The 18,742-nt window shown below is 70.3% G+C and carries 15 protein-coding genes and 1 pseudogene; 14 read left to right on the top strand and 2 right to left on the bottom strand.

Annotation, left to right across the window (positions count from 1 at the left end; translation table 11 throughout):
• Positions 1-352 (top strand): annotated as a pseudogene (locus MY520_RS26500) (IS110 family transposase); the annotation flags it as partial.
• Positions 353-915: 563 nt separating this feature from the next.
• On the opposite strand, the gene MY520_RS26495 reads toward MY520_RS26500, so the two are convergent.
• On the bottom strand, positions 916-1,092 hold the full coding sequence (locus MY520_RS26495) for a hypothetical protein (RefSeq protein WP_436695685.1): 177 nt from the start codon (positions 1,090-1,092) through the stop codon (positions 916-918).
• 250 nt (positions 1,093-1,342) lie between these two features.
• Here MY520_RS26495 and MY520_RS26490 point away from each other — a divergent pair, with 250 nt between their 5' ends.
• The 7 genes from MY520_RS26490 (at position 1,343) to MY520_RS26460 (ending at position 8,503) form a co-directional block, all read left to right on the top strand.
• Positions 1,343-1,714: a hypothetical protein gene (locus MY520_RS26490; RefSeq protein WP_436695684.1), complete on the top strand. Its 372-nt coding sequence runs from the start codon at positions 1,343-1,345 to the stop codon at positions 1,712-1,714.
• 131 nt (positions 1,715-1,845) lie between these two features.
• On the top strand, positions 1,846-2,835 hold the full coding sequence (locus MY520_RS26485) for an IS481 family transposase (RefSeq protein ID WP_436695683.1): 990 nt from the start codon (positions 1,846-1,848) through the stop codon (positions 2,833-2,835).
• Between the two features lie 67 nt (positions 2,836-2,902).
• Positions 2,903-3,583, top strand: coding sequence for a TetR/AcrR family transcriptional regulator (locus MY520_RS26480; protein WP_436695682.1), 681 nt, complete (start codon positions 2,903-2,905; stop codon positions 3,581-3,583).
• A 572-nt stretch (positions 3,584-4,155) separates the two neighbouring features.
• Positions 4,156-5,739, top strand: coding sequence for an MFS transporter (locus MY520_RS26475; RefSeq protein WP_436695681.1), 1,584 nt, complete (start codon positions 4,156-4,158; stop codon positions 5,737-5,739).
• Positions 5,736-7,079 carry an NtaA/DmoA family FMN-dependent monooxygenase gene (locus tag MY520_RS26470; RefSeq protein ID WP_436695680.1) on the top strand — a complete coding sequence of 448 codons (1,344 nt, stop codon included), beginning with the start codon at positions 5,736-5,738 and terminating at the stop codon, positions 7,077-7,079. Before MY520_RS26475 ends, MY520_RS26470 begins: the two co-directional genes overlap by 4 nt.
• A 77-nt stretch (positions 7,080-7,156) precedes the next feature.
• Positions 7,157-7,975 carry an NADPH-dependent F420 reductase gene (locus MY520_RS26465; RefSeq protein WP_436695687.1) on the top strand — a complete coding sequence of 273 codons (819 nt, stop codon included), beginning with the start codon at positions 7,157-7,159 and terminating at the stop codon, positions 7,973-7,975.
• 138 nt (positions 7,976-8,113) lie between these two features.
• Positions 8,114-8,503, top strand: a complete 390-nt coding sequence (locus MY520_RS26460) for an SRPBCC family protein (protein WP_436695686.1) — start codon at positions 8,114-8,116, stop codon at positions 8,501-8,503.
• Between the two features lie 192 nt (positions 8,504-8,695).
• Here MY520_RS26460 and MY520_RS26455 read toward each other — a convergent pair whose 3' ends face one another.
• Complete coding sequence (locus MY520_RS26455; protein ID WP_436695679.1) at positions 8,696-9,298, bottom strand: site-specific integrase; 603 nt, start codon at positions 9,296-9,298, stop codon at positions 8,696-8,698.
• A 347-nt stretch (positions 9,299-9,645) separates the two neighbouring features.
• Here MY520_RS26455 and MY520_RS26450 point away from each other — a divergent pair, with 347 nt between their 5' ends.
• The 6 genes from MY520_RS26450 to MY520_RS26425 all read left to right on the top strand — a co-directional run bounded on the left by MY520_RS26450 (position 9,646) and on the right by MY520_RS26425 (position 18,541).
• A complete protein-coding gene (locus MY520_RS26450; RefSeq protein ID WP_436695678.1) occupies positions 9,646-10,833 on the top strand; it encodes an MFS transporter in 1,188 nt (395 codons plus the stop codon).
• Positions 10,834-11,142: 309 nt separating this feature from the next.
• Positions 11,143-12,324, top strand: a complete 1,182-nt coding sequence (locus tag MY520_RS26445; protein ID WP_436695677.1) for an acyl-CoA dehydrogenase family protein — start codon at positions 11,143-11,145, stop codon at positions 12,322-12,324.
• A 443-nt stretch (positions 12,325-12,767) separates the two neighbouring features.
• Positions 12,768-13,976: a phenylacetate--CoA ligase family protein gene (locus MY520_RS26440; protein WP_436695676.1), complete on the top strand. Its 1,209-nt coding sequence runs from the start codon at positions 12,768-12,770 to the stop codon at positions 13,974-13,976.
• Between the two features lie 792 nt (positions 13,977-14,768).
• Positions 14,769-15,875 carry a sugar ABC transporter substrate-binding protein gene (locus MY520_RS26435; protein WP_436695675.1) on the top strand — a complete coding sequence of 369 codons (1,107 nt, stop codon included), beginning with the start codon at positions 14,769-14,771 and terminating at the stop codon, positions 15,873-15,875.
• 3 nt (positions 15,876-15,878) lie between these two features.
• Positions 15,879-17,489: a sugar ABC transporter ATP-binding protein gene (locus MY520_RS26430; RefSeq protein WP_436695674.1), complete on the top strand. Its 1,611-nt coding sequence runs from the start codon at positions 15,879-15,881 to the stop codon at positions 17,487-17,489.
• Entirely contained in the window at positions 17,486-18,541 is a 1,056-nt protein-coding gene (locus MY520_RS26425; RefSeq protein ID WP_436695673.1) for an ABC transporter permease, read from the top strand. Before MY520_RS26430 ends, MY520_RS26425 begins: the two co-directional genes overlap by 4 nt.
• The last annotated feature ends 201 nt before the right edge of the window (positions 18,542-18,742 follow it).

Genomic DNA, 18,742 nt, shown 5'->3' with positions numbered 1-18,742 from the left:
AGTCAACGAATCTGCCGGCCGCCCGACCGGCAAAGCGGCCAGCGGCAAGGGCAACCGCTACCTGGCCCGGGTGCTCGGCGAGGCCGCGGTCAGCGCCGCCCGCACCGACACCTTCCTCGGCGAGCGATATCGACGGATCGCCCGCCGCCGTGGCAAGAAGCGGGCCATCGTCGCGATCGGCCGCTCCATCCTGGTCGTCATCTGGGCGCTGCTCTCCGACGAGCAGGCCCAGTTCATCGACCTCGGTCCGAACTACTACGCCGCCCGCAACAACCCCGAGCGCAAGGCCCGTCACCACATCCGCGAACTGCAGGCTCTCGGCTACTCGGTCACTCTCAACCCCGCGGCCTGACCGGGTCTTCGGGAGATTTTCGGATCAGCCGCCTTCAGGGACACGCCCGAGGCTCCCGCCCGACGCGGTAGCCGCGCCTCCAGGATCGGCCGCCACGATGCGGAGGCGGCTCCCGGTGGTGGCAGTTCTGGTTGCAGTTGCGGTGAATCCGTGGCCGTCCACCTACGTCCGCTCTTGTCTCGGAACAGCGTAAATCTGCTGCTCAGTGCCCTGCTGGGGACTTAGGCGGACGTCCGCGAAGCGATCATGACGGCCTGGCAGTGCAGGGGGCAGGCTACGAGTCCCCTCAGCTTCCCCCGGTTGGTGAGGCCATGACCTGGCGCGGTGCGGGTCAGGGCCTCGTCATTTCGTGAGCCGAGGTCAGGTCTGGTCCGCAACAAGTCCGCATGTCCTTGACGCGAGCTCTGTGCGGCGGCGTTCAGGCGGTCGGCGACGGCGTCGAGATCGCCGTCGAAGAGGCCCCATCGGACGTGGAGCGTCATGGCCGTGCTGGCGTGCCCGAGCATCCGCGAACGCAATAGGCATCGGTCAGGACTCAAGCCGCCCGCCGAGCGAGTGGGTGGTCACTCTTCCGGCGAGGGGACCGGCTCTTCGATCCAGTTCCAGCTGTGGTGGCTGAACACGGTCTTGTTGCCCTTGGCGTCGTACACGACAAGATGGCCGGTGGCGGTGAAGCTGAAGCGGGCGTCGTCTCCGTAGCGGATCACTTCACCGTCGGCTCGGTGGAGATCGAAGGCCATTGTGAGAGCCTGGCACGCAGGCAGGCCCGGGGCCGCTGCGACAGGTCGCCGCAACGGTCCGGATGGAGCCCGGCGCCAAGATCGCCTGCGACTGGGTAGCTCACTCAACGATTCGACCCGTTGGCCTTGCCCGCCCTTCCGAGTGCGCGCCGCGCCCGAAGGAGGGAAGGGCACTCTTTCCGGTTGCTGCGGTCCGCACCCGGCCGGGTGTGAGAACGCTGCCGGCCGCCAGGTGTGGTCGGATGGGAGCGTGATCGCCGAGGTCCTCGACGTTGACGGGCGACGGGTCCTGAGCCGTGTACTGGCCGCGCTCAGCGGGATGTGTGGGGTACTGCTGCTCGTCCAGCCTCGACCGATCGTCGAGGCCCTGTGTCCGGAGTTCCCTGAGTCCAAGCAGTGGGTGGTGCGCGTGCTCGGGGCCCGGCTGGTGGTGCAGCATGCCGTGGTTCTCGCCTCTCCGGCTCGCCGGAACGTCCGCGTGGCCGCCGCGGTGGACCTGCTGCACGCGGCGAGCATGGTGCCGCTGTTGTGGTTTCCCCCGTACCGCCGTGCCGCCCTGGTCAGTGGCGGGTACGCGGCTTTGTATGCGGCTACGGCACCGGCCGTCGCTCCACGCTCCTAGCTGTACTGACCGGAGACGTTGGTTGTGCGATCCCGCTCGTGATCAGCGGTGAGCGACTGACTGGGTGAGGAGGACCTCCTGGCCGAGGGTGGAGCTACCACGGCAACCGCCCACCGGACCAGGAGGTCCTCGTGCTCCACGCTGATGCCGCGCTCACCCCTGCTCAGCGGCTCAAGCTCGGCCGGCTGATCGTCGAAGAAGGATGGCCCACGGCTGGGGCGGGGAAGTTCTTCCGGGTCTCCTGGAAGACCGCCGACCGGTGGGCCCAGCGGTACCGGGTCGAGGGCAAGGTCGGGATGACCGACCGTTCCAGCCGGCCGCGCACCAGCCCGGCCAAGACCGATCAGGCGAGGACGAAGCGGATCGTGTCGTTGCGGTTGCGGTTGCGCTGGGGCGCGGTCCGGCTGGCCGCCGAAACCGGGGTGGCGCTCTCCCCGGCCGGGGCGGTGCTGCGCCGCTGCCGAATCAGCCGCCTGTCCCGCCTCAAGCACCGCGACCAGGTGGTCGTGCGCTACGAACGCGACGCCCCCGGGGACCTGCTGCACGCCGACGTCAAGAAGCTGGGCAACATCCCCGCAGGCGGCGGCTGGCGCTTCCTCGGCCGCCGGGCCGGCAAGGCCAACCGGCACCTCGACGGCGGCCGGGCGCGCAGCCGTCACCGCAATCCGCTGATGGGCCACGGGTTCATCCATGTCGTGCTGGACGACTACAGCCGGCTGGCCTATGCCGAGATCTGCGAGGACGAGACCGGTCCGACCGCCGCCGCCGTACTGCGCCGGGCGACGGCCTGGTTCGCCGCCCGCGGCGTGACCGCCCGTCGGGTGCTCACCGACAACGGCGGCTGCTACCGCAGCCGCGACTGGTCCGCCGCCTGCGCCGAGCTGGGCCTCACGGCCAAGCGCACCCGGCCCTACCGGCCGCAGACCAACGGCAAGGTCGAACGCTTCAACCGCACCATGACCAGCGAATGGGCCTTCGCGCAGCTGTTCACCAGCGAGGCCGACCGACGCGCGGCCTTCCCTGGTTGGCGACACGCCTGCAACCACCATCGGCCCCACACCGGCATCGGCGGCCACCTGCGCATCAGCCGCTTGACCAACCTCCCCGGTCAGCACAACTAGGTCCCGCTTTGCCGGCCTCCTCCGGTACTCCTCCTGGAGACCTCGGAGACGGTCCGACAGGAGCGGGATGCCTGGTCTGTTTGGTCCTGACGGACATGTGGACATACCCTCCCTTTTCAGGCGAGGGGGTCGGATGGTGGCACGGCAGGAGGCGACGGCACGGAAGTCACGTGCTGACGCGGAGCGCAACCGACTCCACATCCTGGAGGTCGCGGAGCGGTTCTTCGCCGAGCAGGGTGTGAGCGGGGCCATGCAGGACATCGCCAAGCGGGCCGGCCTCGGGCCGGGCACTCTCTATCGGCACTTCCCCACCCGGGAGTCCTTGCTCGCAGCGCTCATGCAGGCCCGCTGGGAGGAGCTGGATGCCCGCCGGGTCGAGATCGAGGCCGGGCACGGCGACCCCCGCGAAGCGCTGGAGCTGTGGTTGACCGCGCTGGGTGACTACGTGACCGTCTTCGACGGTCTGCCCGGCCCCCTCCGGGAGGCATTGCGGGAGACCACCTCGCCGCTGGCCATCACCTGCGAGTGGCTTGTCCAGATCACCGGGCAGTTCCTCGCTGCGGCTCAGGCTGCCGGGAGCGCCCGTCCGTGGGTGCGCGACCGGGACCTCGTCCTCACCGTGCTCGCTTCCGCGTGGGTGAGCGATGCGTTGCTGGCGGACGAACGGTCAGGCGACTCCCTGCGCGACATCGTGCGTGAGGGATGGCAGACGCCATCGGCATCCCGGAGTTCCTCCTCGAGGTCCTGACCAGACGCTTTTCTCGGGCGGCCGATGGCTCGGGCTCGCCGCTGTAGGCCCCGACGTGACCCGTCCCTTGCGTGACGCGGTCCCTGCCGTGGTCCACGCCTCCGCCGGCCGAGCGGCGGGACTGGTCGACCTCGATGACCTGATCGCCGCCGCCTGCCGGCAGCGGGTAGTGGGGGTGCTGCAGAGCAACCCGTGAGTCGGGCTCCCTGCAGCGGATTGAGTGTGAGAAGGCGCCGTCTCTACCGACGTCGCGGGTGAGGGTCCGGTCGGTGTACGGCGTCCGGTCGTCGCCTTGGTCACGTCCGACGTGCCGTCGTTGACAGAGCGGAGACCGTCTCCGTATCGTCGGCCAAGCAAACGGAGGCCGTGTCCGTTCCGTCTGGTTCGTCGAAGCACCGGACGACAGCTCGGCCGTCCTCCAGTGATTGCCTACGGCCCCCTGTCGGCTGAGGGCCTCGCGCATGCCGGGTGCCGCGCCTCCGCCAGCCCGGGCCTGACCCCTGTCCGCCGACGGGCCGGGCACGTCGCACTGACTGATCTTCTCCAGACCTCACGAGACGGCGAGCACGCACATGACCACCCCATCGGTATCTGACGTCGCAGCTCCGGCACCGACGACCTCCTCCAGCGACAAGCTCCCCCCGGGCGTCGCCCTGGTCATCGGGGTCCTGATCGTCTCGACGTTCATCGTCTTCCTCAACGAGTTGCTCCTGCCAGTCGCGCTCCCGACGCTGATCGAGGACTTCGGGGTCACCCCGAGCACCGGACAGTGGGTCACGACCGGCTTCCTGCTCACTCTGGCCGTGCTCATCCCGGCCAGCAGCTTCGTGATGCGTCGGTTCCACCTGCGCACGGTCTTCCTGGTCGCGATGTCGCTGTTCATCGTCGGGACGACGCTCGCCGCGATCGCGCCGGCGTTCGGCTTCCTGGTGGCCGGCCGGGTCATCCAGGCGTCCGGTACCGCCGTCTTCCTGCCCCTGTTGATGACCACGACCATGCGCCTGGTCCCGGTCGGTCGCCGCGGCCGGATGATGGCGATCACCACGGCCGTCCCGGCTGTGGCGCCGGCTGTCGGCCCGGCGCTGTCGGGTGTCGTGCTGTCCGTCCTGAGCTGGCGCTGGCTGTTCATCCTGATGCTGCCGATCGCGGTTGCGGCCCTGGCGCTGGGCGCGTGGAAGCTGCGCAACACCACCACCCCGGAGCCGGTGGCCCTGGACGTGCCGTCGTTGCTGCTGTCCGCGCTCGGGTTCGGCGGCCTGGTCTACGGACTGTCCCTGCTCGGCGAGGCGTCCTCCGGGCACGCCCCGATCTCGCCGTACCTGCCGATCGCGGTGGGGCTGGCCGGCCTGGCGGCGTTCGTCCTCCGGCAGATCCCCCTGCAGCGTCGCGACAACGCGTTCCTGGACATGCGGATCTTCCTCCGGAGGTCGTTTACCGCGCCTCTCCTGGTGATGGTCTTCGTCGCGGGCAACGGGATCGGCCTGCTGGTCGTGCTCCCGCTGGTGCTGACCAACGTCACCGGCCTGAGCACCCTCCAGCTCGGCCTCTTCCTCATCCCGGGCGGGGCGGCGATCTCGATCGTGGCGGCTGCGAGTGGCCGGGTGTACGACCGCCTCGGCCCACGCCCGTTGATGATCCCCGCCGCCATCGTCTGGCTGGCCGTCCTGTGGTTCCTCAGCCGGGTGGACGAGAGCACGAGCGTGGTGACGCTGATCGTCGCGTGGCTGCTGTTCACCAGCGCGCAGGCCGCGATGTGGGCGACGCTCACGACGAGTGCGATGGGGGGCCTGCGCCCCGAGCTCTATCCGCACGGCGCCTCGGCCTTCGCTGCCGCCCAGCAGCTCGCCGGTGCCGCCTTCGGTGCGGTGTTCATCTCGGCCTACACCATCGGTTCCGGTGCCCGCGACGCCGCCGTGCTCGACAGGGCACAGGCCACGTCCGCCGCGAACGCCGCTTTACTGACCGCCTTCGCCATCGGCCTGGTCGTCCTGGTGGGCGCCTTCTTCGTCGGCCGGGCGAAGAGTCCGGCCGACGACGGCACGGCCGTGGACGGGGCGGTCGCTGCAGCGGTGAGCGCCGCTGCGCCGGTCAGCGGCGCCGCGGTCGCCGACGAGGCGTCACACGACGGAGCGGTCTGCGAGGCGGTGGCCCGGTGACCTCGACGGACAGGAAGCTCGTCCTCGGGATGGGCCTGATCGACGGATACGGCGGCCTCCACGGCGCCTGGCGAGCCCCGCACGTCGACCCCGGGATCTACGCCGACGTCGACGCCACCGTGCGTCATGCGAGGGCTGCCGAGCGCGGCAAGTTCGCCTTCCTCTTCACGCCCGACTTCCCCGCCGTGCGCGGTGACGTCGAGCACTCGCCGATCAGCAACCTCATGGACCCGCTGATCCAGCTGACTGCCGTCGCGCGGGAGACGACGCACATCGGGTTCGTGGCGACAGGGTCGACGACCTTCCAAGAGCCGTTCAACACGGCACGCCAGTTCAAGGCCCTGGACGTCCTGAGCCACGGCCGCGCAGGCTGGAACGCGGTCACGACCAGTGATCCCGCCGTCGCGGCCAACTACGGACGACCCGTCGCCGACCGCGCCGAGCGCTACCAGCGCGCACACGAGGCGATCCAGATCGTCCAGGCGCTCTGGGGGAGCTGGCGCGAAGACGCGTGGATCAAGGACCAGGCAGCCAACCGCTTCATCGACCCGGCGGGACTGCAGCCGGTCAACCTGCAGGGCCAGTACGTCGCCTCGCGAGGCCCCCTGGCGATCCCACCGTCGGAACAGGGGCAGCCCGTCGTCTTCACGTCCGGCGGCCCCAGCCCGCACCTCCTGTCGATCGCGGGCCGCTACGCGAGCGGCTTCATCGCCGAGGTGTGGACGATCGAGGAGGCGCGTGCCCAGCGCGAGCTGCTGCGGGAGGCGGCACGCGAGGCCGGCCGCGACCCCGACGAGATCAAGTACATCGCCGGCCTCATGACCACCGTCGCGCCGACCGTGCGCGAGGGCCTCGACCGTCGCCTGAAATACGCGGGCGACGTCATCGAGGCCCGTCTGCCCCACCTCGGCGCGATGCTCGGGATCCAGATCCACCCGGATCGGTTCGACGAACCCCTCACGCCGGAGCAGCTGGCGTCCGCGCACGCCTCACCGGGGGACCCGCGCTCGTCGAACGCTCTCGCGGTGGCACGCGAGGGGTGGTCTCCGCGCGACGTCCTCGCCCATGGCGTGATCGACTTCCACCCCACGGTCGTGGGCCCGGGGGAGCTCCACGCCGACCACCTGCAGGAGTGGTTCGAGGCGGGGGCCGCCGACGGCTTCTGGGTGACGCCCGACATCTACGAGGACGGCGTGGACGCATTCGTCGACGAGGTCGTGCCGATCCTGCAGGCACGTGGCATCTACCCCACCGAGTACCCGGGCACGACCCTGCGCGCGAACCTCGGCGTCCCCTACCAGTACGGACCCGACCCACGCATCACCGGCGCCGAGCAGTGACCGAGGTCAGGTGATGCTGCAGCGCGAGACCTTGGGAGCCCACGAGCAGTACGGCCCGGACTCCCGCCTCGCCGACCCTGCGACGTCGGCCGGCTGACCGCGACCAGCCCGTCGACCGACGGGCGCACCACCATCTACGGAGGACCGGCATGAAGATCGGCATCCTGGGCACCGGCGCGATCGGCGCCACCCTGACGCAACGCCTGAGCGCCGCGGGCCACGAGGTGAAGGTGGCCAACTCCCGCGGCCCGGAGACCATCCCGGACGAGGTGTTCACAGCCGGCGGGCGCGCCGCCGACGCGTCCGACGTCGTCACGGGCGTCGACGCGCTGGTCGTCTCCATCCCGCTCAACCGGATCCCTGACATCCGACTGCTCGTGGACGAACTGCCAGCGGGCGCCGTCCTGCTGGACACGTCGAACTACTACCCGATGCGGGACGGGCAGATCGCGGCGCTCGACGAGGGGCAGGTCGAGAGCCTCTGGGTCGCGGAGCAGCTCGGGCGTCCCGTCGTCAAGGCGTGGAACGCCATCACGGCCGGCTCCTTCAGCGCTAAGGCGACGGTGACCGGGAGCCCGAACCGCCTGGCCATCCCGGTGGCGGCCGACGACGACGCCGACCGCGCACTGGGGATGTCCCTGGTCGAGGACACCGGCTTCGATGGGTACGACGCCGGGACGCTGGCCGAGTCCTGGCGCCAGCAGCCCGGCACCCCGAGCTACTGCACCGACCTCACCCGCGAGGAGCTACGGGGCGCCCTCGCGACGGCGGTCGCGGGCCGGGCCCCCCGGCGGCGTGACCTGGCGATGTCCGTCATCGCGGAACTCACCAAGGACGTCACCATCGACCGCGGGGACGACTTCCTCGTCCGGGTCAACCGGCTCATCTACAACTGAGCCAGCACGGCCGCGGACGCGCGCCGATCATGGCGGCGATCGCGAGAGCCGGCGCCTTGCGGCGCCGATCGCCCACCGCAGGGTTGGTGGGCGCCGAGGCGAGCGACTGGTTGACCGGGCGGGTGTGTCGGCGGCCCGATCGAGCAGGTCCGGGAGGTGCTGCGCGAGGTCGAGCGGTGGCCGGAGTGGGCGCCGACGGTGACCTCGGTGCGACGCCTCGATGACGGGCCGCTCGCCGTCGGGTCCTCGGCCCGGGTGGAGCAGCCCCGGATCCCCGCGACCGAGTACGTGGTGACCGAGCTCGAACCAAGCCGCTCGTTCACCTGGGTGGCCACCGGCCCCGGCGTCCGCACCACCGCTCGGCACCTGCTCGAGGAACTCGGCACCAGCGGCACGCGTGTGACGCTGGCGGTGGAGCAGGCCGGGCCCGTGGGCGTGGTGATGGGACGGTTCTACCGCCGCCTCACCGATCGGTATCTGACCGCCGAGGCCGAAGGGATCAAGGCGAGGAGCGAGGGACGGGTGTGACGTCCGGCCCTGCGCGAGGCGCCCACGGCCAACCGCCCCGTCAGGCCAGCAGGACCTCCACACCGGCCTCGCTCCTCGGCCCGTCGTAGGCGTCGAACGCGTCGCGGTCAGCGCAGCGGTTGGCTGAGGTCTCTCGGAGGGCGGCCGAGTCGCCATGTCCAGCGGAGCGCCTCGTCGAGCCGGCCGGGCGCCTCACGCAGCTGCCCCGGGCCGACGTGGCTGTAGATGTCCGCGTGATGGCGTACGACGAGCGACCCAGGTGCTCCTGGACGACCTCGGTGTGGGTTCCGGCCGGCAGGAAGCTCGCAGGGGAGTGCCGCTGGGTGTGCACGGTGACGCCGGGAAGACGGGCCCGCTCCGCGAGCAGCTCGAAGCGCCGCAGCACGTTGCGCGGTTCGAGTGGTGTGCCGATCTCAGTTGTGAAGGCAGGCCGTTGTCCAGCCAGGCTCCGGCGGCCGTACGTCGTTCCTCCAGTTGCCGGGTCCGGTGGGTCCGGAGTGCCTCGACGGCCGAGCGGGGGAGGGGCACGGTCCTGCGGGACTTGTCGGTCTTGAGCTGATCGAGCTGCAATCCCTGGGACGTTCGCGAGAGGGTCCAGCGGACCCGCAACAGCCCGGCGTCGAGGTCGACGTCGGACCAGTGCAGGTCCAGCGCCTCCCCGCGGCGGAGCCCGGTGGCCAGCATCACCCGATACAGGCTCTCCAGTCGGTCGCCTTGGATCGCCTCAAGGAGGGCCTGTGCCTGCCCCGCGGTCAGGTGGGGCGCGTCCCTTCGCGCGACGCCGGGACGCTTCACTGCTGCCGCGGGGTTGCTGCGGATCAGTCGGTCGCGCGAGGCGATGCCCAGCGGGGCCGCAGGACGGTGTCGATCGTCCGGATCGTCGATGCCGCCAAGCCAGCCTCCCGCTTGGTGGCGATGAGTGCTTCGACATCCGATGGACGCAACCGGCTGAGGGGGACCGTCGCGCCTGTGGGCCACGGTCGGTGCGGGCGAGCGTGACGGTCAACGCTGCCGTTGACAGTCGGCAGTTGCCTCTCTAACTTGAAGAGGGCCGCCGGGCCGGTACAGGGGGAACGCCGGTCATGAGCAGAGCGCCGGCAGCCAGCCCGTCCGCGTGGGGCGGCGTCTGGCCGATGTGCCTGATGATCTTCGTCGTGGGAGTCGACCTCCGGCTCAGCTTGGGCGCCCTTCCGACGCTCATGGCCGACATCGAGGACGAGCTCCGACTGTCGGCCTTCTCGCAGGGGCTGGCCACGTCGCTGGCGATCGCCTGCATGGGCTTGGCGGCGCCAGTCGGGCCGCGGCTGGGGCGCCTGCTGGGCCACGACCGGGCGATGTCCGCACTCCTCGTCCTCTTGGCGGTGAGCGTGGCGCTGCGCCGGTGGATCGACGGAACCGGAACACTCCTGGCCTCGGTGGCGCTCGCGGGAATCGCCATGGGCGCCGGGTCCAGCGTGATCCCGGCCCTCATCTCTCAGCACGTCTCCCGACATCGGGGCACCGTCGCAGGGGTCTTCACCACGGGGACGGCGTTGGGAGTCGCACTGGCCGGCGGCACAGCGTTGCCCCTCGCCGACTGGCTGGGGGGCTGGCGCGAGGCTCTCGCATTCCCGGCTCTCGCCATCGCGGGCACTGTGGTCGGGTGGGAGATCCTGAGCCGACGCAGCGCTGCGTCGGCTCGTCGCGGAGTCGTCGGTGGCACCGCCCCCGGCGAGAACCCTTGGGTGACCTCGAGGGGCTGGCTCGTCACCATCTATGCCGCGACGCCCATGCTCATCGGGTTCACCGCCCTTGCGTGGATCGCGCCCTTCTACGCGGCAGAGGGTTGGCCAGCTGGGCGGGCGGCCGCTCTCTTCGTCGTCTTCCAGTTGGCGCAGTTCGTCACCATGCTGTCCCTTCCGGCGGTGCTCGACCGTCGGGACGACAAGCGCCCGGTGCTGCTCGCACCTCTCATCCTGATCCTGGCGGGTGTGGGCTGCCTGATGGCCGCGTCGGCTCTCCCGCCCGAGCTCGCCGTGGCGCTGCTGGGTCTCGGCGTGGGCGGAGCCACGGCCCTCGGGCTGGCCATGGTCTCCGCGGTGAGCGCCACACATGTCGACGCGGGACGACTCGGGTCCATGGTGTTCACCGTCGGGTTCGCGTTGAGCACCATCGGCCCCGCGGGCCTCGGGGCGCTGAAGGACGCGACGGGCAGCTTCCACATCGGATTCGCCTGTCTCGCCGGCTCGGCCGTCATCGCGCTCGCTGTGGTGGCGTGCCTTCCGCCTTCCCGGACGGCCGCTACACGCGGCACTGGTCAGCGGAGGTCGGCGGCGACAGTGCGAGGCTGACTCGACGCGGCCTTCCCCGGACGGCGCGCCGCCCGTGCCGTCGAGGCTGATGCTCGCTGCGCGGCCGACGGTGCGTCGGCGACCACGGGCCGTTCACCACACGTCGCACGCCGCTGACGCGCGCACCCCGAAACCCCGGCTCGCCATGGATGTGGACCCTGGCTGTCGTCCGTCAACACATAAGTTGACAGACCGCAGAACGGGCCCTTAGATTGAGCCGGAGACGGGCAGCCGCTGAAGCCGACGCGGCTCTGCAGCCGTCGCAGCGACGTCGCGTCGACAGCGGCGCCGGCACATCGGAGGAGAGTCATGGGCAGCACGCTGTTCCCCCACCAGAAGGACCGGCCAGAGTTGCGGGAGGCGATCGCCGACCTGTGCTCCGACTTCAGCCTCGAGTACTGGGAAGAGCACGACCGCAATGGCGAGTTCCCGGAGGAGTTCTTCCAGGCATTCGCGAAGGCGGGATACCTCGGGACGATCATCCCGGAGGAGTTCGGTGGCGGTGGGGGATCTCTCGGCGATCTCGTCACCGTTCTGGAGGAAGTGGCCGCCAGTGGTGGTGCGATCAACGCCTGCAGCAGTGTCCACATCCCCCTGCTCTGCGTTCCGACGCTGCTGGCCTTCGGGTCCCCCGAGCAGCAGAGGGAGTACCTGCCACGGATCGCGGAGGGCGAGCTCTTCGTGACCTTCGGTGTCACCGAGCCCGATGCGGGCACGGACACCACGAAGATCTCGACGCGGGCCGATCGCACCGACGCCGGCTACGTCGTGAACGGGACGAAGGTCTGGAACTCCGGTGCCTTGCGAGGTGACAAGATCCTCCTCCTGGCGCGGACGTCGACGCCTGGGCCGGGAGAGCGCGCCGGGAACGGGCTGACCCTGTTCCTCACGGACCTCAACGCGCCGACGATCGACATCCGGCCGATCCGCAAGATCGGCCGGCACGCCGTCGCCTCCGCGGAGGTCTTCTTCCACGATCACGTCATCCCCGAGTCCGACGTCGTCGGCACCGTCGGTCAGGGCTTCTACCACCTGCTGCACAGCCTGAACGGCGAACGCCTCTACCTCTCCGCGGAAGCCCTGGGCGTCGGCCGGTGGGCGCTCCTCGCCGCCACGCAGTACGCGAAGGAGCGAGTCGTCTTCGGGCGTCAGATCGGACAGAACCAGGCCGTCCAGCACCCCTTGGCGAAGGGCTACCTCCAGTTGCTCGCCGCCGCCCAGGTGGTGTATCTCGCCGTTCAGCAGTACGAGTCCGAGGGTCCCGCAGCGGTCGGCGCACTCGCGAACTCCGCCAAGTTCCTCGCTACCGAAGCGTCCTTCGCGGTGAACGACGACGCCATGCAGACGTTCGGTGGCTACTCCTTCGCGCGGGAGTACCACATCGGCCGTCACTGGATCGAGTCGCGCGTCCAGCGGATCGCCCCCGTCAACAACCAGATGGTGCTGAATTACGTCGCCGAGCGGGTGCTCGGGATGCCCAAGAGCTACTGACTCGGCTCTCGGCCTCCTGTCGCCACGGGAGCGCCTGACGTGAGGCTCGACGCGCGGCCGGCGTGAGGGAGCGCCCGCTGAGTCCGTGGCGCACGCGCCCGACTCCGGCGGGCTGTGTTGGCGTCGAGCCGCGCGGTGTCGTGGTCGGCGCGCTCGGTGTCCGCACGAGCGTCATGTTCGCGACCTCAGGGGCACACCGCCTGAAGTGCGGGCGGCCCGTCGACGACCACTGATCCGCGAGGTCCTCGATGGCCGCAGATCGGCGGTGAGGAGCTCCCTGCGGTGCTGCCGACGGGTGGCCCTCTTGCCGGGAGCCGGCCCCCATGGCGGTCCATCAACACTATAGTTGACAGACGACCTGTGAGCTACCACACTGCGAGTGGCCTGCTTCGTACGGGAGTAGGCGTCCCTGTACGTCCGCATCGATCAGACGGAGTCTCCCCATGCTCAACCAGCCCCAGGTGACCGAGACGCAGCTGGCGCATGCCGTTGAACAGGCCCGGCTCGCTGTCACGACCCCGGCCTACGCGGGGGAGTGGGGCGCGCAACGCGGAGACGTGTCTCTGGACAACTGGGCCGACCTGCCATTCCTCAGCAAGGAACGGATGATCGAGGCGGCTGCCGCCGCACCGCCCTTCGGTGGGAGGCTGACCGTCGCCCAGGAGGAACTCGGCTGGGTCTTCGTCGCTCCCGGACCGATCTACATGCCCTACACCGCCGACGACATGACGCGGGTCACCGCGGCCTATGCCGTGGCCCTTGAGTCCCTGGGCTTGACGCGCGCCGATCTGGTCGACCAGACGCTGCTCTACAACTGGGTCATCGCGGCCACCATGGTGGACCGAGGACTGTCCACCCTCGGATGCGGCATCGTGCCCGGGGGCCCCGGAAACACCGAACAGCACGCCGAGGCCCTCGTGACCGCGGGGGTGACGGCGGTCATCGCCATGCCCTCCTTCCTGGAGACACTGCTCACGGCCGTCGGGGATCGGCCCCACTCGCTGCGCAAGGCCGTGATCATGGGTGAGCTCAGCGACGCCGGCGCCAAGGCCCGGATCGCCGCGGCCTCGGGCGTCGTCGTGCGCGAGTTCTACGGCGTCGGCGACGTCGGCGCGGTCGCCTACGAATGTGCCGCAGGCGAGGGCATGCACCTGCGTCCGGACCTGCTGGCGGAGTTCATCGACCCGGAGTCCGGCGCGCACCGCATCCCCGACAAGGGGTCCCCTGCGGAGATCGTCGTGACCGACTTCGCGCGACGAGCCATGCCGATCGTGCGGCTCCGGAGCGGCGACCTCGTCGACGAGCTCATCACCGAGCTGTGCTCATGTGGGAATCCCGCACCGCGCATCCGTCGCATCGTCGGTCGCTCCAACGACATCACCAAGGTGCGCGGCATGTTCGTCGTTCCAGGAGAGGTGTCCCGGGTCCTCCGCAACCGTGGCGTCTCGGCCGGGCACTGCCTGGTCGTCGACCGTCATGAGGGCCGGGACACTCTCCAGGTCCTGATCGAGGGCACGGCCGGTGCCGGCGTCGACGAGTTGCAGCGCGAGATCGAGCGGGTGCTCCGGATCCGCGCCGACCTGCGCTTCGTGGACCGGCTGCCCGAGGGCAGTGGACTGCTTCGCGATCGGCGCCAGTTCCAGGCGGGATGACAGCGCACAGTTCCCGGAGTCGGGTGCACCGAGACTGGTGCGCCCGTCGGTAGCGGTGACACAGGGAGCTGACAGAGGCGGACCTGTTGTGTGCGCCTTCCTGCACTGCTTGCGGGTGCGCGAGACGCCTGTGCGCGCCGCGGGCCGCAGGCTTGACCTCCGTCGAACGCTCCGCCGCCGGTTCCCTCGGGCGCGTTGTGTCCGACCGCGTGGTGTGGCCGGCCCGGCGGCGGCCCCGCGGCCGTGCCGCCGCCGACACGATGACGCCGTCCCGCCCGGCGCTGCGCCCGTGACGACCGTGCGCACCGCCACCCGAGAGGCTTGCCCCGGCACCCGGCACCCGGCACCCGGCACGAGCGCGGCGTCGGCCCTTCGGTCGCTCCCCGCAGGACGTGCGATCCCGCCGGGTGGGTCCTGATCGATCGCCGGCGCCGGCGCGCCGAGTCGGCACGGCGGTGAGCGGGCCTCGCCCGCCACAGGCGTCTCAGCGGTCGTTCAGGCGCCTCAACTGCATCAACATGAGTGTTGACATCTGTGACGCACGCCTCTACGGTGATCTCAGTTCCCGTAACACGCGTCGGCTCGGACTCAGGAGATCCGGCAACGAGGCCGCGAGTCGTGGCAGCCGCGCGTCATCCGTTCCGCGACTCCGTCGCGGTCCCCGTCCTCCTCCAACGCCACACCCATGCCCGCCGGTCACCGCGCGGAGAAAGGCAGTCTCAGATGACGTTTCGCTCTGCTTCGCTCGCTGATGTGAGGCCACGTCCAGTCCGGGGACGTCTGCTGGCGGGGATGCTCGTGGCGGCCGGCGTCGTCGTCGCCGCCTGTGGCGGATCGGGCGGCGAGTCCCAGTCCGGTGGCTCCGATGGCGGTGCCGCGGGCCCGGAGGTCGCCGAGGCCCAGGAGATCGCGGACCAGTACACGGAGGCGCCGACCGAGATCACCCAGACCGAACCGCTGCCCGGGCCGCCGCCGTCGGGCATGAAGGTCGTCTTCGCCTCCAGCGCGATCCCGGCCACCCAGCTGATCGTCAACGGAGCCGGCGAGGCCGCCGAGGCGCTCGGCTGGGAGTTCGACGAGGTGTCCTACGACGGGGCCAACCCGGCGACCATCCAGGCCGCCCTGCGCAACGCCCTGACGATGGACCCCGATGCCGTGATCATCGTGGGCAACCCGCCGTCGACGTACGGCGCCGAGGTCCTGGCCAGCTACGAACAGGCCGGGGTGCCACTCGTCGTGGGCTCGGTCTGCCCGCTGGAGGTCGCCGGCCCCCTCGTCCCAGGGTCGCTCGGTTGTGAAGCGGAAGCGACCATCGGTCGGGCCTTCGCCAACTGGTTCATCGCCGACTCGAACGGCGCGGGCAAGGCGTTGTTCGAGAACGTCAAGGCCATCCCGACGCTCACGGCGTTCGTCGACGCGTTCCGGGCCGAGGTCGAGCAGAAGTGCCCCGAGTGCCAGGTGGACGTCCTCGAGGCCACCCTGACCCAGGTCGGCGCCAACGAGGTCGTCCCAGCCATGGTCAACCGGCTCCGACAGGATCCGTCGTACACCTACGCGTTCTTCGACAACGCCAACTTCGCCAAGGGCATCGGGCCGGCGCTCTCGGCGGCCGGACTCGCCGACCAGGTCAGCATCGGTGGCCGTTCCATCGACGACGTGGCCACGGCCGAGCTGCGCGCAGGCAGGCAGGCCGCCTGGACTGCCGTCCCGTACAACGTCGGCGGCTACGGCAACATCGACGCGGTCCTGCGCGCACTCATGGACGCCGAAGGCATCGAGGCCAATGACGTGCCGCCCTTCCAGATCGTCACGCCGGACAACGTCGACTCCGTTCCTGCGCCCTACCGCAACCCGGAGGACGCCCTCGAGCAGTACCTGCAGCTGTGGGGGGTGTCGTAAGCCATGTCGCGCCCCTCGTCCAATCCTGTCGAGGCGCCGGGCCTGACGGCCGAGCACTCGGGCCGGCAGGAACCTGCCGTTCTGGACCTGCGCGGCCTGGCCAAGTCCTTCGACGACAAGACGGTCCTGCACCCCTTCGAGCTCCAGATCGGGCCCGGAGAAGTGCATGCGCTCCTCGGGCAGAACGGTTCCGGCAAGTCGACGCTGATCAAGCTGCTCTCCGGTTACCACCAGCCCGACCCCGGAGGGGAGGGCTGGGTCGGCGGCGAGTCGTTGACCTTTGGGTCCCCGGATGCCTCCCGTCGGCTCGGCCTCAGATTCGTGCACCAGGACCTCGGGCTCGTGGGGAAGAACACGGTCCTCGACAACTTCTTCTTCGGCCGCGGCTTCCCGCGTCGGTTCGGGACCATCCTGCAGGGAGCCGCCGAGCGCGAATGCGCCGCCGCGCTGAGCGCGGTGGGGCTCGACGTGAGTCCCGGTGCCCAGGTCAGCAGTCTGAGCCCGGCTCAGCGGACCGGCGTCGCGGTGGCACGGGCACTCCATGCTGGCGGTACACCGGCCCGGGTGCTCGTCCTCGACGAGCCGACGGCCACGCTGCCGACCGAAGAAGTCGAGCACCTGCACACGATGCTCCGCTCGGCCGCAGCGGGCGGCGTCGCCATCCTGTACGTCACCCACTTCCTCGACGAGGTCTACGCGCTGGCTCAGCGGGTGAGCGTGCTCCGCGACGGGCACCTGGTCCTGACGTCACCGGTTTCGCAGGTCAGTCGCCGGCAGCTGGTCCACGAGCTGGTCGGGGGCGAGCTCGAGACCGTCCACCAGGCGATCGCGCAGGACAGTGAGTCCGCGGACTCCAGGGGCGGGAAGGTCCTGTCGGTTCAGGACCTGCACGGGCAGTCGCTCAGGGGCGTGGACCTCGAGGCGGCGGCCGGGGACGTCGTCGGCGTCTACGGTCTGACCGGATCCGGGCGCGAGGCACTCCTGGGTGCGGTCTTCGGCTCGCTCCCCCGGGAGTCCGGCCGCGTGGAGGTCGCAGGACGACCGCTGCCCCCCCTGCGGCCGGACCGGTCGATCGCTGCCGGGGTCGGCTACCTACCCCCCGACCGAAAGACGACGGGCGGCTTCATGCAGCTGACCGCCACCGACAACCTCACGCTCGTCGACCTCGCACCCTTCTGGTCCCGCGGCGTGCTGCGCAGGAAGGCGGAGTCGACGGAGGCCGCCGGCTGGTTCGACCGCCTCCAGGTGCGACCGCCGCGAGCCCTGAATGCGCCGTTGAGCAGCTTCAGTGGCGGGAACCAGCAGAAGATCCTGTTCGCCAAGTGGCTCCGCATGCAGCCGGACGTCCTCCTGCTCGACGACCCCACGCAGGGTGTCGACGTGGGCGCCAAGGCCGTCCTGCACCGTCAGATCATCACCGAGCGCGAGCGGGGAGCAGCGGTCGTCATCAGCTCCACCGACGTCGAGGAGCTGGCCAGCCTGTGCGACCGAGTGCTGATCATGCACGAGGGCCGGGTGGCGCAGGTGCTCGACGGACCGGATGTCACCGAGGCCGGCATCAACCGGGCCTCGCACCGCGTGGACAGCGCCAACCGTAAGGACGCAGACTCATGACCAGTCGGATCAACCTGGGCCTGGACCGCTTCAGCGGCCTGTATCTCTGGGCGTTGTTCATCATCGTCTTCAGCGTCATGGCGCCGTTGACCTTCCCCACCATGTCGACCGTCCACCTCTTGGCGTCGACGCAGGCGATCGCGGGCATCGCTGCCCTCGGGCTGCTGGTCGCCATGGTGTCGGGGCAGTTCGACCTCTCGATCGGGGCGGTGGCGAACTTCGCCGGCGTGCTCGCGGTCATCCTGCAGACGAAGCAGGGTGTGGATGCCGGCACGGCCGTCGTCGTTGGGATCGTGGCGGGCGGCCTCATCGGGTTCGTCAACGGCTTCATCGTCGTCAAGCTGCGGGTCAACTCCTTCATCGCCACCCTGGGCATGACGTCGGTGTTGGCAGCCCTCCAGGTGGTGGTGACCAACAACGAGGAGCCGCTGCCTCCCGAGTCGGCGTTCTTCAGCTCGATCACGCAGACCGACCTCTTCGGGTTCCAGATGGTCGTCCTGTACCTCGTGGTGCTGGCCTTCTTCCTGTGGTGGCTGCTGGAGAAGACCCCGGTGGGCAGGTACATGTACGCGGTCGGCTCGAACCCGGACGCAGCACGCCTCTCCGGCCTCCCCGTGGACCGGTTCGCCTGGATCGCGCTCACCGCCTCCGGCACGATCTCCGGTCTCGCGGGGGTGCTTTTCGTGTCGCTCACCGGTCCCTCGCTCGGCTTCGGGGCTTCCCTTCTGCTGCCGGCGTTCGCCGCCGTGTTCCTCGGATCGACTCAGCTCAAGCCCGGCAAGGAGAACGTCTGGGGGACCCTGCTGTCGATCTTCGTGTTGGCCACCGGCGTGCAGGGCCTCCAGCTGGTGTCCGGGGTCTCGTGGGTAGCCGCGCTGTTCAACGGCGTCGCCCTGATCGCCGCCGTCGCCCTCGCGGCCGGACGGGAGCGACGCAGCCGCTCCAGTCGCCGTCAGCGGGAGACCAAGGCGGCGCCGCCTCCGCCCCCCGCCGACACGGGCGCAGAGCAGTCGGGGAACGCGGTCGCGACGGCAACGAGTCCGAACCGGTGACGTCGGGCCGCGTCCGGTCAGCGACGACCGGACGCAGCCCGACGAGGGAAGGCCTCGATCTCCGTCACGCGCGCCTCACCGACGTGGGATCAGGCCGCGGAAGAGCGATCGTCATGTTTTCAGCCTGAGAAGGGATCTCCATGCCCGAAGCCGTCATCGTCGCGACCGCGCGCTCGCCCATCGGCCGCGCCTTCAAGGGCT

Origin of the sequence: Geodermatophilus sp. CPCC 205506, from assembly GCF_051383635.1 — a bacterium.
Classification (GTDB): Bacteria; Actinomycetota; Actinomycetes; order Mycobacteriales; family Geodermatophilaceae; genus Geodermatophilus.
Note: the sequence above shows the minus strand (reverse complement) of the source record. Positions and strands in the feature narration are given on the sequence as shown.

Coding starts and splice junctions, on each gene's coding strand:
- MY520_RS26495 (WP_436695685.1), bottom strand. CDS start 1,092: ATGGCCTTCGATCTCCACCGAGCCGACGGTGAAGTGATCCGCTACGGA.
- MY520_RS26480 (WP_436695682.1), top strand. CDS start 2,903: ATGCCTGGTCTGTTTGGTCCTGACGGACATGTGGACATACCCTCCCTT.
- MY520_RS26475 (WP_436695681.1), top strand. CDS start 4,156: ATGACCACCCCATCGGTATCTGACGTCGCAGCTCCGGCACCGACGACC.
- MY520_RS26450 (WP_436695678.1), top strand. CDS start 9,646: ATGATCTTCGTCGTGGGAGTCGACCTCCGGCTCAGCTTGGGCGCCCTT.
- MY520_RS26445 (WP_436695677.1), top strand. CDS start 11,143: ATGGGCAGCACGCTGTTCCCCCACCAGAAGGACCGGCCAGAGTTGCGG.
- MY520_RS26440 (WP_436695676.1), top strand. CDS start 12,768: ATGCTCAACCAGCCCCAGGTGACCGAGACGCAGCTGGCGCATGCCGTT.
- MY520_RS26435 (WP_436695675.1), top strand. CDS start 14,769: ATGCTCGTGGCGGCCGGCGTCGTCGTCGCCGCCTGTGGCGGATCGGGC.
- MY520_RS26430 (WP_436695674.1), top strand. CDS start 15,879: ATGTCGCGCCCCTCGTCCAATCCTGTCGAGGCGCCGGGCCTGACGGCC.
- MY520_RS26425 (WP_436695673.1), top strand. CDS start 17,486: ATGACCAGTCGGATCAACCTGGGCCTGGACCGCTTCAGCGGCCTGTAT.